Source organism: Bradyrhizobium sp. UFLA05-108, assembly GCF_059803455.1.
The window spans coordinates 71,985-84,414 of the sequence record NZ_JBANAZ010000016.1; the positions used below are offsets into that span (position 1 = coordinate 71,985).

Annotated in this window: 8 protein-coding genes; 2 read left to right on the plus strand and 6 right to left on the minus strand. The window is 58.2% G+C overall.

Going from position 1 to position 12,430, the window contains the following annotated elements:
- Positions 1-1,596 precede the first annotated feature (1,596 nt).
- Together SO140_RS14505 and SO140_RS14510 are read left to right on the plus strand one after the other, a co-directional pair.
- The gene (locus tag SO140_RS14505; RefSeq protein ID WP_449382852.1) at positions 1,597-3,027 is read left to right on the plus strand and encodes an undecaprenyl-phosphate glucose phosphotransferase; all 1,431 of its coding nucleotides are present in this window, start codon (positions 1,597-1,599) and stop codon (positions 3,025-3,027) included.
- 1,072 nt (positions 3,028-4,099) lie between these two features.
- A complete protein-coding gene (locus tag SO140_RS14510) occupies positions 4,100-4,672 on the plus strand; it encodes a sugar transferase (RefSeq protein ID WP_498542736.1) in 573 nt (190 codons plus the stop codon).
- Positions 4,673-4,780: 108 nt separating this feature from the next.
- Here the strand turns inward: SO140_RS14510 and SO140_RS14515 are convergent, their stop codons facing one another.
- From SO140_RS14515 to SO140_RS14540, 6 genes are all read right to left on the minus strand, one after another.
- Positions 4,781-5,413: a hypothetical protein gene (locus SO140_RS14515; RefSeq protein ID WP_449382850.1), complete on the minus strand. Its 633-nt coding sequence runs from the start codon at positions 5,411-5,413 to the stop codon at positions 4,781-4,783.
- Between the two features lie 70 nt (positions 5,414-5,483).
- Positions 5,484-6,914: an O-antigen ligase family protein gene (locus tag SO140_RS14520; protein WP_498542737.1), complete on the minus strand. Its 1,431-nt coding sequence runs from the start codon at positions 6,912-6,914 to the stop codon at positions 5,484-5,486.
- 94 nt (positions 6,915-7,008) lie between these two features.
- A complete protein-coding gene (locus SO140_RS14525) occupies positions 7,009-7,653 on the minus strand; it encodes a hypothetical protein (protein WP_449382848.1) in 645 nt (214 codons plus the stop codon).
- 90 nt (positions 7,654-7,743) lie between these two features.
- Complete coding sequence (locus SO140_RS14530; protein ID WP_498542738.1) at positions 7,744-10,164, minus strand: polysaccharide biosynthesis tyrosine autokinase; 2,421 nt, start codon at positions 10,162-10,164, stop codon at positions 7,744-7,746.
- Positions 10,165-10,812: 648 nt separating this feature from the next.
- Positions 10,813-11,796 (minus strand): NAD-dependent epimerase/dehydratase family protein, encoded by a 984-nt coding sequence (locus tag SO140_RS14535; protein ID WP_498542739.1) that lies wholly within the window; start codon positions 11,794-11,796, stop codon positions 10,813-10,815.
- A 189-nt stretch (positions 11,797-11,985) separates the two neighbouring features.
- Positions 11,986-12,423: a VOC family protein gene (locus tag SO140_RS14540; RefSeq protein ID WP_498542740.1), complete on the minus strand. Its 438-nt coding sequence runs from the start codon at positions 12,421-12,423 to the stop codon at positions 11,986-11,988.
- Positions 12,424-12,430 lie beyond the last annotated feature (7 nt).

Genomic DNA, 12,430 nt, shown 5'->3' on the forward strand with positions numbered 1-12,430 from the left:
GAATGTACTGACCATCCAAAAGACGCCGAATTAGTGTTGCTCGGTCCGCACTGTCTTCATCCGTCTCGCACCAAGCGCGCCCGAGCCGCCCGCCTAGGTCATCCAGCACGAGATAAGTATCTTGGTTTGCCGGTATATGGGACGCGATAGGCGGGGAACGGGTCACCATTGTAACGCCGATGATTAGAAATGCTGATCTTGTATCATTAAACGTAATCAGAACAAAATTAAATGACCGTGGACCGCCTCCTGCGCCCGAAGAGGGACGCCTGTCCATGTGAGGAAAGCGCTACCCGGAGTTCCCTAAGGGCGCTGGGTACCATTGCAATCCCAACGCATCCTTTGCTCGTCAGGAAAATACGGATTGCGAGTAATCGCTGCGCTCGATGAAGCTCTGGCCCAGGCTGACTTCCAAAGGGCGTGCCCTTCCTGGCATGCGGGTAGCTAGAGAAGATGCAAGAAGCCGAGAACGGCTCCACGCGGAGGGGCGTTCGCCGCGACGTCCACTCGGTAGCGCCAGCATCTGATTGGGGCAGTTGATGCGCTCATCAACTGGACCTCGACGTTTTCGTTGCCCCCACCAGATGGCAGCGCCATTCGCACACGTGCCGCTATTTGACGGAGGCGATTGCCTTGCACGAATTTGAGCCGCGCAACTGCTGCCCGGCCGCCACCTCCTGGCATCGTCCGCGCGTTGCTTCCACTGTGGTGGTTTGTGCCGGAGAGCGGTTCTGTGGCCCTCTCGAGCATGCGACTGTCTTGGGTCGTCGTGAGGGCCGCCTATTGCATAGGCGCCGGTATCGATGTTGGCGAGATTGGCATTCAGCCAACATGCAGCTTCGTCAGAATCCGACAACGTAAGACATCAGCGCCTATGCGCTGCCCACGCGGAAGGCAGTCATTCAGCACCGAAGGATGGCCTATTTTATGAATGCTGCGCTGGAAAGTTCCCGGCGCGCTTCCATGAAACGTGAGGAACCGTATCCCGGAACTTCGGAGATTGTTTTTTTCCAGATGCAAGGAACCGAAGCGTGGCCATCTGTGTTCGAGCGTGCGGGTCCTCTCGGCTTCACGTCCAGCTCTTCAGCACACCGACCGGAACTGCTCCGTCGCTACAGTGTTCCGTCGCTATATCACAACATGAGGTCTGGAACTGCAAACGACGCCCGAGGGCTTGATGCGGCAACAAGTGCCGCGTTACTAAATTTTGGGCATGGACTCTGACATGACACGTACGGGCGGTGACGATGGAGAGCGAGCGCCCGATAACTCATGAAAGCGATGATTGTCCGCTAGACGTCGTCGCGCGAGATCAACTGTTGTAAACCATCAACAAGCGTGTTGATGCAAGGTGCCGCGCATCACTTATCAAATGTTAACGCCGACAAAACAGCCTCGAGAATCTGTCTCTGCAATTCAGAGATCGCATGCTTCTCTGCATCGCAAAGATTTTGCGTGCGGTGCCACAATATCGCTGCGATCAGTCAACAACCTCCGCGTCGAAATTCGCAAGTGTTCGCGATCGCGACGAGTGTCGCGCGCTCCAGGGATCAAGTCTCCTCTCGGAAGCAATCCGATCGACACGCAGAGGTTCGAATGGCTGTAGCAACATACGGTTCAGATGATGTTGAGACGGTCTCGTCAGCGCACGGCGCCGTTCTGCAGCGTCCCTTTCAGGTCTTCGTTATTGCGGCCGACTTCCTGCTGATCTTGCTTTGTTATGTCGTGGCTTCCCTGTTCTACAGCGGCATCGTCGCTTCCAATGCTGACGGAGCCTCGCTCGGCGCGGGACTAATCGTAGGCGCGGTGTTCGTTGCTATTGCCTATTTCAAAGGCGTGTACGCGACGCATCGGTTGCTTAATCTCGTCTGGCAGTTGCGCAAAGCTCTCATCATTTGGCTCGCGTCACTGACGATTCTTGCCGTCGCGGCGTTTCTACTGAAATCGACGGACAATCTCTCCCGCGGCACCGTCATCTTGTTTGCTGCAGTCGGCGGCATCGGACTGCTCAGTCTGCGCTTCGCATGGCAGTTTGCACTCGGCACGAGTTTTGCGAATGGCCGGCTGGTCGATCGGAAGGTTGTACTGCTTAGTCTCAGGCCGATTGATTTCACCACAGATCGATTCAAGGACCTGCGCAGGAATGGGTTCGACGTGGTGCGCCATTTCGTGCTTGCCAACGATAATGGCGATAGCGGGTGGAAGACACAGATTCGCGATATCATCCGGCAGTCGCGCGCGGTCGATGTCGACGAGTATCTTCTTGCGGTTGACTGGAATGAGCTGCCGTTGCTGCCGAAGCTCGGACAACATCTGCGCGCGGTGCCGCAGCCGATACGCGTTCTTCCGGATAATTCGATCGCCGATCTCGTGTCACGCCCGTTCTTGCCGGTCAGCGGCACGGTGGCGATCGAGATCCAGCGACCTCCGCTGACCGTGTTCGAGCGCCTGCAGAAGCGTTGCCTTGATGTGGGTGTCGCGGCCTTTGCTCTTGTCACTTTGGCGCCGCTGCTCGTGATGGTCGCCGTTCTGATCAAGCTGGATTCACCTGGTGCCGCGATCTTCCGGCAATCGCGACGGGGCTTCAACGGCAAGCCCTTTGAAATCTGGAAATTTCGTAGCATGACGGTCTGCGAGAACGGTCAGACGATCATCCAGGCAACGAAGCATGACGCGCGAGTGACGCGGATCGGGCGTCTCCTTCGCATGACGAGCATCGATGAATTGCCCCAGCTCTGGAACGTGCTGCGCGGCGATATGTCATTGGTTGGGCCGCGCCCGCACGCGCTTGCGCACGACAAATACTACGATGAGATTATTACTAACTACGTCTACCGCCACCACATGAAGCCAGGACTGACCGGCTGGGCCCAGGTTAACGGCTTCCGTGGTGAAACACCGACCATCGACCTGATGGAGAAGCGGGTGGAATATGACGTTTGGTACGTCAGCAACTGGAGCATTTGGCTCGACCTCAAGATCTTGTCGCGCACGGCGGCTTCCGTATTGTTCCAGGAGGCCTACTAGCGTCTACGTGAAGCGCAAGGAGAAGCAGCACCAAGAACCCATCCGTAGGGCTTTGCGTCAAAGGTCTTGCGTTAACCTTGTCAGCGGCGCTGTCCTGGATCCTGCATCCTCTTCCGGAGCCGCACGATCGCATCACGTCCCGCGGTCAGCGGCGAGGCTAGGATGAAAAAGGTTCCCAACGCACGTGACACGAAGACATGGCGAAGCGAAACTGGTTCGCCTTGATCAAGCCGGTCTTTGTGCTTGTCGATCGGAGCGGGCGCAAAGGTGGTTCTTGAGGGCCGTGAGCTCGATTTCCTTGGAGGTACCACGATCAGAACGAATAGAACGTTGAGCAGCAGCCAGATGCTCAATATGACAAGTATAGCCGACATCCGGTCTTTCCAAAAATACAGGATCAAGTATGGAGTCAAGAACTGCCCTCGGAGCTCTCTCGGTCGTTTTTATCAATTCGGGCAAAAGTCGGCTACGTCAATGATCGTCATTGCGACCGGGACAACTACGGTCTGCGATCGACACACCTGGGATCGCTGGTTCTTCGAGGCGAAGCACAACATCGTCGGAACCGATCGCGACTGACGCCGGGCTCCCGCTCTCGCCGGTGTGAAAACATAACCGGGGCACGTTTCCCAGCCTCCGGCGGGAGGGCCTGGCCGCTGCTCAACGAAGAATTCGAGATATGATATCAAGCCCGCGCAACTTAGCTCTTTGAAGCGGCGCCACAATGTCGCTGTGTTTGGTAAGCAACTTCGCTCTGTAGCGCACTTCCAAACTTGGATGGGCAACAGTTGCAGCCCATTCCGCGTTGTGCTCGTTCCTTTCGCCAAAACTTGTTGTGTTTGTTGGTTTTTGGTTCACGCGGCCGTTGCCGCTGAGCGGAGGGTTCGATATGTCTGCGAGCGCGTATCGCTCCGATGAACTCCGCATATTGGAGCCGAACTGCGGCACTCAGTTGCAGAGACCGACGATTCTGCAGCCGAGTCGCGATTACTCGATCGCGGAGTCGAGCGCGCGGCCGCTTTTGCCAGTCAGCGAAGCCGTCGCTATTGAGCTTCAGAGGCCTTCCCTGTCGGTGCGCGAACGATTTCAGAAGCGCTGTCTCGATATCGGATGTGCGTCCGTCACCCTTGTAGCGCTGGCACCACTGATCATCACGACGGCGATCCTGATCAAGTTGGAAACTCCGGGCCCGATCATTCTTCGCCAGTCGCGTCGTGGTCTCAACGGCAAGCCGTTCGAGATCTGGAGGTTCCGCAGCATAGGCGTGGCCGAGAACGGCTCCAAGGTCCCGCAAGCCAATGGTGGGCGGGTGACGCGAGTCGGAGAGTTCTTGCGCAAGACCAGCATTGAAGAGCTGCCCCAGCTCTGGAACGTGCTGCGGGGTGAGATTTCCCTGGTCGGGCCGCGTCCGCATGCGCTGGTCTATGACCGTTTAATCAGCAAATACGTCTGGCGCTACCAAATGAAGCCCGGCCTGATCGATTGGGCCCAAGCCAACGGCTTCGGGGGAGCGACGCCCACCGTCGACCTGATGGAGAAGCGCGTGCAGTGCGAGGCCTGGTATGTGAGGCACTGGAGCATCTGGCTCGACGTCAGGATCATTTTCCGCACCGCAGTCGCGCTGATGTATCAGGAAGCCGATTGAGAGCGGTCGATCGCGCGTCATTCGGCGAGGCCGCGACTAGGATCGAAGAGCAAGAGGGGAAGCGGTCGTCAAACGGCGAGCATGCATGGACTGCTGACCGCATCGTAATCAGCCGCGCAGTGTCGCAAGGAATGACGGATCGATCGATTCGACAGCGTCTTCCAGGAAAGCCTTGCCGAGGTCTGATGCCCGCCGATAGGCCGACACGAGTGCTGATTTCGATTCAGGCTCTCGGGTCAAAATCAGCCGAACATCGTTGCGTACGAGGTCCTTGACGTCCGGAATGGCCAGCGCATCGGAGCGGCTCGCTATGTCGATCCGCACTGGGATCAAGCGCTGGTCGTTTGGCGCGATATAATAAGCCATCTTCAGCGCCTCGACCGCGACGGGATCGTGGGGGTCGCGTTGGGCCTGAAGCAGCGCCAGCGCCAGCCACAGTTCAGAATTGTAAGGCGCGATTGAGAGCGTCCGCCTGACCCTGCCGATGGCGTCTGCATGCTTTGTCGATCGCACGGTCGCCGGCTTTTGCTGACCAGACTGGATCGCCTGCAGAGCGGCGATCAGGGCATGATTGCTCTCCAGCTCCGATCCGAAGGGAGAGAGCGTTGCCAGTGAGGAGGGCAGATCTTCAGTCCAGCGCGAGCTAATCCTGGCTGCATCGGCAGGAAATGTCGTGTGCTCCAACGCCATCACCTCTGCTATGGCCAAGACCATCGCATGGGATCCGATGATCAGCGCCAACGCAGTCAGAAGAATGCGAAATCTGCGTGAGGAGGTCATTTTCGGCGGGCTAGTTCGATGTAAGGCAATCTCATGGCGCGAGCCTGCTGTCGCCTAACGGTTGGCGCACGCTGGTCCGGCCCACCGATTGTGCAAGTCCAAGTCCGACCATCACTGCCACGACGATCTGGATCGTCGGGCTTGAGAGACTAGAATCGAGGAAACTCTCGCAGAGTACGACCAGAATGCCGGCGGCCGCGGCAGCCGCGAAAAAGAAATCGCGTCCTCGCCGTACGGCGCCGCGAAAGCTAACGAAGAAGAGCTGGGCGGCGAAGCCTGCCAGGACCACAATCGCCAGTCGTCCCGACTCGATAGCGATCATGATTGCGGTGGAAGGAGGTATCGCCAACGCTCCAACGCCAAACTCCTGATAGGCCATCGACGTCAGCCCAAATGTTCCGATGCCATTCCCCAACAACGGTGCATCAGAGAGCAGGTGTTTTACCGGTGCGACCGCTTCCGGGGAGAGGTTGGCGAATCCAAGGAGGCTCGAACCACCGGATTGAGAGTGCGGTAGCGCCATGAGGCCGGCCATTGCTGCAAGGATTGAAAACAAGATCGCCGATGGCCAGGAGCGAAATCCCAAGCGGCGGACAGCGGCGATGAAGACGAGGACAGTCAATCCCCAGCCAGTGACCGCCAGCAAGGCGCCTCGTTCGAGGGTCGCCATAGCGGCGAACGCCACGGCAATTCCGAACAGACCGGAAAGAACCCCGACCCACAGCTGGAGCGAGGCCAGATTGTGGATGTCCTGTTGGTGCAGGTGATGTTCGAGTGCCCGGGCAACGAGCGCACCATTTGCCAATACTGCGAGCGCAGCTGCTGCCGAAAATGGGCTCGTAGCGGCGCTCGTCCCGGAAATCATGCCGGTGAACAAACCGAATCGGCGGAGCAGGACCTCGATCGACATGAAGGTCGTTACCGCGCACAACGCGAACAGGATCGTTTCGGCCCTGTGGCGATCCTTGGTGATGATGACGGTCGACACCACCAGCGACACAGCAACCAGATAGTGAAACAAGCTCTGCAACGTTGCGCCGGGGGCAACGCTGATGCGGCCAGGTAGGGATGGCTGGTTCAATGCGACCGAAGTCGCCGACCAGATTTGGTTTGCAAGCGAAACAGTGGGCGCCGGAAAAATTTGCAGCGCCATCCAGACGATCGGAAGCAGGACCACGGGCAAAAATTGCTTCAGCAATTGTGCAGCAGACGCGAGTTCGGCCTGCGGCGACCTTGCCGCCATGGCCATAGTCATGGCGGCAACGAGCGCAACCATATGCTGTGCGAAGGCGCCGTTTGCGATCGCCAAGATCGGAGCCGCGGCCAGCAATGTGATTAGAAGGTAATGAGCGATCGACAAGCCGCGAGACTTCGAAGGGGAAATGGAGTTCACCGCGGCAAAGGGCTCACGTTGGCGCCTATCCCATAGGCGAACATGTGAATCTAACGCAGTCTTGCTCATTGCGCTGTTCGTTGAGAATGTGACTGATCATCGGTCGGTGGCGCGCCACCGGGCCGAATGCAGTCGATTTGCGGGATTGATGGGCATGATTGAATTACCGGGCATGGCAGTTTTGCAGCAAGTAACGTAGGGCCGTAGCCAGTCCGGCGATTGGCACCGCCCCGCGGATGGCGCTCGGCTTGGTTCCGATTTCGACGGCAAGCTCGTTTGCGTTCTGCCAGTCGCTGGCAGCAAGCTTGGAGGCATCGGCGGGCAGTAGCAGCGCCACTCCGCCCTGGATCACCGTTGCTTGGAACTCTGCCTGCTTTTCTCCTGCTATCAGGGTCACGTTCGGTTGCGTCGAGCGGGACAGGGGTTCGAGAACGATGAGCACAACTTCGATGCCGTCCTTACCGCATTGCAAGTTCAAGCCCGCAAGGCGCGCATCCGATTTGGCGCCATCGACGACGTGCATCACTGAAATGGCGTCGGCGCCACCGTCGGGATTTCTGCTCTTGACCAATCGCCAACCGCCCTCAAGCTGTGTCGACTGGCTGCCGGCCTCGACCTGCCTGAGCGCCTCTTCGTCGCAACGTCGACGCTGCTCGGCGTCGACGCCAGACGCGCAGTTCAGAATACCCGGACGCAGCGGCTCGGCTCGGCCGGAACCATACGGCAACACCAAGACACCAGCGCAGAGCAAGATTATGCGCATCATCATGAACGCAGACGTAACCTCCGCCGGAGTCGAATTCTTCATGTCGTACTCTAAGGCCTGTTAAAACATAATCCATCGCGCCGCATGACACCGTGATGTTGTGGGGCGATAGCATCAAGCCAAGCTTGAACGTCAATCGACGTAACCATACCTCTTGTAGTATCGATTGCGATAGTAGGCTGCGCCGTATGTATCGTAGCGGCTCATCACCGACACGTTCACCTTGTTAAGAACTGCACCCAGCAGACGCTCGCGCACGATCGGCGTTTCACCTAGCACGCGCTCGACGATATCCACCTTAGACTTCGCCCATTCGATGACGAGAATATAGGAGTTAGCCAGCCCCCTGGTCGCCCGAACGTCGACGACCGGCGCCAGCGGACTAAGGTCGAGAACGATGCGATCGTAGTGTTGGCGTAGCTGTTGGAACAGGTTTTCCATCTCCTGCGAGGCCAAAAGGTCGCTCGAATTCGGGAAACGCGATGTGACCGCACAAGGAAGAAAATGCAGATTTGTCTGGGGGTCGATCCAGACCACTTCCTTCCAGTCGGCCTGACCGACGACGACGTGGATCAAGCCAGCCTGTGCAGTTGGCGTAAGCCTTGCGGTGAGGCTTGGATTGCGAATGTCGCCGTCGATCAGCAGGGTACGGCAGCCGCTTTGGGCCAACGTCTGAGCCAGGGCTTCGCTGATGGTTGATTTGCCCTCGTTCGGAAGGGCTGATGTAATCCCCAAAACCTTGTTGGACGCCGAACCGTAATTTGCAAGATCACTGGCCAGCTTGATGGACCGAAACCCTTCTGCGAAGCGCGAAAACGGGGCGTTGATCACGTACCGCCCGACGCTCTCCTCGGTCGAAAGCAGACGGTCGCGGTGTGGCTGCGGATGACCGGAACCCGCCGCCGATCCCGAGAGTGGCGAGGTCGTGCCGGATCCGCCGTTTCCAGGCGGCGCCTGCTGCGGCTTGGGCTTGCCGCGTTTACCGAATCGCCATGCCGCCTTGCGCCGTTGCGCGGGAAGGGCGTTGACCACACCTTGCTCTATGACAGGGATTGAGGCCAGACAGCTGGTCTGCACGAATTGCTCGACCTGGGAAACAGTTCGGAAGACGCGATCCATCATGTCGAGCAACATCGCGACGATGCTCGCGAGAATCGATCCGCCTACGAACGCTGCGAGCAGGATGAGTGTCGTCTTTGGCGACGTCTTGTTGGGAAGAGTCGACGCGGCCTGGGTGATCACCCTCGCTTCAGTAATGGGAAACGATTGCTGCTGAACCGAGACCATGTACAGCTGCAGGAAGTTGTCAGACAGGGCGCGGGCGCTCTGCGCGTTACTTTCGAGATCCCTCAGGACGATCTGGGCCTGGCTGGTGTTGTTCGACACCGCGATGGTTTCGTTCAAGCTCTTCTGGCTGGACTCTTCTCGCGCCTTGGCGATTTCAAGGTCGCTCTTGTAGACCTCGGCCGTACGTCGCAGCTCATCGATAATCGAGCGCCGGATTTCACGCATCTGGTTGCGCAAATTGACGACGGCCAGATGGGTCGATCCATATCGGTTCGACCAATCTGCCTGCTTGGCGTTGTACTCGAGGTAGGTCTGTCGCAATTTGGTGATGACCGGGTTAGCCATCGTTTCGCTCACGGTCGCGAGGTCGTTCAGAATGACCGTCGAATCCTCAGTGTCCGCATTCAAAATCGTGGTGATGCGTTCGAGCTTGGCTTGTGCCTCGGCTCGCTGGCTACGGGCCGTTGTCAGCGAAGTGTTGATTTCGGCGAGTTGCTGCTCGGTCAGTAGTCTCCCACCTGCGTCGACGATGTTGTTCTTGGCCTTGAAGTCGGCGACCGCGCGTTCGGCGGTGGATGCTTGCGACCGCAACTCCTTCAATCGGTCCTGCAGCCAGACCGCCGCGCGCCTGGACGCCTGATATTTCGACTCCAGCGAGTCCACGATATAGCCATCGGCGACCGCGTTGGCGATCTGCGCGGCCTGCTCCTGCGACAACGCCTGAAAGGCGATCTCGATAACATAGCTCACGCCGACGCGTTTGATGCTGAGGCCGCCTGCAAAGCGCGCGAGAGCTGCGCGCAGCAGTTGGTCTTCCGTGGGTGGCTTCGACTCCGAAAAAAATCGGAAAATCGCGTCGCTGATGCTACCGAGCACTCCGCCGCCGCCGTCGCTCATAAACTCCGGCGACTCGACGAGCTTCAGGTCCTTGATGACCTTGGAAGCGATCGCCTCGGACTTGAGGAGTTCGACCTGACTGTCGACCATCGCCGAATCGATCGGATTGTCGCCGCCGCTTGTCGTAGCCTGCGTCTGCAGGCCCTGCATCTTGCGGCTGTCGATCATCAGGATGGCCGTGCCGGTATATCGTTTCGTCGCCGTGAACACGTAGACGCCGGCAAGAAAGATGCACAGGAGCAGCGTGAAAATGATCACGGGATACTGCCGGCTGAACAGCGCTAGCGCAGAGGAGATCGTCTGCTCCAGCGATGGGGCCTCGGGCGCAGTGGAGTCGATCTCGCGAGATGTGATTTTGGTTTGAAGCATCCGGCTCGCCTACGTGAACCTATTGTGATTTGCGATGTATGGCATCAGCCTGGCCGTGCCCCCGCGCTGAATCTGTGAGCGTGTAAGGCGCCGGAGCGAACTGCCTGACGTCAGCAAAAGTTCGACACGGCGGATACGGTAGTCGAGATCGCTGCGCTCGTGAGTTGACCGGTGCCGCCGCCGGCATCGATGGAATAGCTAGTCGGATTGTTTGACAAGTTGTTGGCCAAGGAAGTTTCGGCAACGCTGCCGGGCGCGATCGGTTCCGTTCGCCGCAAAGTCGTCATAATGCGCATCTCCGCCAAACCGCCCAAGGCTGCGACTGTCAGTCAGGATGACCTGCACCGCCTTGGAAGATCATTGGTTCGCCGATCTGTTGGATAGAGATCGAGCAAGTCCCATGCCGACTAAATGGAACCGGCGCCGACGAACCCGTAAATTCTGCGATGCAATATCGGCCTGAGTGTGACGGGGCGGGCAACGAATCGAAAAACCGCAGTGGGCGGAAGTGAATCCTGCCTGTTCGCTGCGATCAACCACGAACGGCCCGATGCGAAAAAGCCCGGCTTGGGAACACCCGCCACCAGGGCGAACGACTGTTCCGAAGTTCCACCGAATTGATCGTGAAACAGTCAGGCCGTCGATATCTCAATCAAAATCCTCGATGGAGGATTCCCGCTTCCATTCCGCAAGCGAGCTTGCCAGGTCGTATTCGAACTTGAAGCCGCTGGCCACGAGGCGCTTCGGCATAATGTTCGTGGAAAACCACAACTTCCTGATTCGGTCGCGATTGATGCCCGTCTTGATGCCGACAGCGTGCAGCATCTCGAATGGAAGCACGGCGAGATTCATTAGCCATACCGGAATCGTGATCGTTGGCTTTGTGTATTTGGCAGCTTTGGAGAATGCCGAACAGATCTCGCTGATCGTGTAGCGTTGCTCGTAGCAGAAATTGTAGATCGATAAGCTGTCGTTGCGAGACGCCATGAAGAACATCGACGAGACCAAGTCCTTCACGTAGCCGCACGACTTGATAGTGTCGGTTCGGCCGGGATAGATGAAGGCGCGTCTTTCGAGAAGCCGCGACAATCGCGTGAAATTGCCCCGCTCGTGGTGTCCGTAAATAACAGCGGGGCGAACGATAGTGAGCCGTCTGTCCGAGGCTTCCGATTGCCACAGACGATGGATCGCCTCGGCCGAGAGTTTGGAGCGTCCATAGGCGCTGACCGGCGCCGGTGTCGCATCCTCGTCAAGCGGGGCTTCGGTGGGACCGTAGATCGATATCGAGCTGGTGAAGACTATACTCCGGCTGCCCGTCTCCCTCGCAAATCGGCAGACGTTCACGGCGCCCAGCACGTTTGTATAATAGTAGTCACCCTCCGGGTGACCCGGGGTGACGTGAATCGCAGCCAGGTTGAAGATGTCGGCAGGCATTCCGTCTCCGACCTTCGGATCGATCGGCTCACGGACGTCATGATGGACATATTCAACGCCATCGACGCGCGCCCTTGGCTTGCCGATATCGACTGCGACGATCCGGTCGTAGCCCCCGGAAGCGACCAACCGCGTCATCAGATGTGTACCGATGAAGCCTGCGCCGCCGAACACGATAGCTTGGGTAGGATTGGACATTATGGTTCGGGCCAAAGTGCGTGAAGCCTACTGGATCAAGTGCGACGAATTTGCGGTCAGAGCGTGCGAGTGCAGGAGGACGCGAGACACGCCAAAGCCGCGTAGAATTCGGGCTGTGCGACTGGGGTAATGGGGTAGAGATCGGTGGTCATTCGTCTGACGGTATCCTTTCGATCGGATGGTTAGAGGTCAGACTGGGACGTCGGTCTCCAGCATCTCGATGAGGCCGAAGCCGGCAATATGATGGAACGATACTTTCTGGCCTCCAAACAAGACCGCCGGCGCGGGGGAACTCACGGGAACGATTTCGATTCCGGAGGCAGCCAGGGACTCGAGTGCCAGTTCGGCATTTGGGCAGGCGTAGCACAAATGATAGATCATGGAACCGGTTCGCTGGACGAGGTTGTCGATCGGAGAGGGGCCCTCACTCGGCCAGATCACTTCGACATCGGGCATGAGGGGATGATGCTGCATGGCGAGGTTGACCCGTTGTATGGGATCAAAGGCCGAGTTTCCCGGGGTGTAGCCGATCGAAGCCAGGAACTGAAACGCGGCTTCAGGGGATGCGACCGCGAGTCCCAGATGATGGAAGGCCAGTCCAGCTAGTGCAGGAACGACACGGCCCACTTTTATG

Bases quoted from the DNA above. Each gene is read 5' to 3' on its own strand.
- SO140_RS14505 (WP_449382852.1), top strand. From the start codon at position 1,597: ATGGCTGTAGCAACATACGGTTCAGATGATGTTGAGACGGTCTCGTCA.
- SO140_RS14530 (WP_498542738.1), bottom strand. From the start codon at position 10,164: ATGCTTCAAACCAAAATCACATCTCGCGAGATCGACTCCACTGCGCCC.
- SO140_RS14535 (WP_498542739.1), bottom strand. From the start codon at position 11,796: ATGTCCAATCCTACCCAAGCTATCGTGTTCGGCGGCGCAGGCTTCATC.
- SO140_RS14520 (WP_498542737.1), bottom strand. From the start codon at position 6,914: ATGAGCAAGACTGCGTTAGATTCACATGTTCGCCTATGGGATAGGCGC.
- SO140_RS14525 (WP_449382848.1), bottom strand. From the start codon at position 7,653: ATGAAGAATTCGACTCCGGCGGAGGTTACGTCTGCGTTCATGATGATG.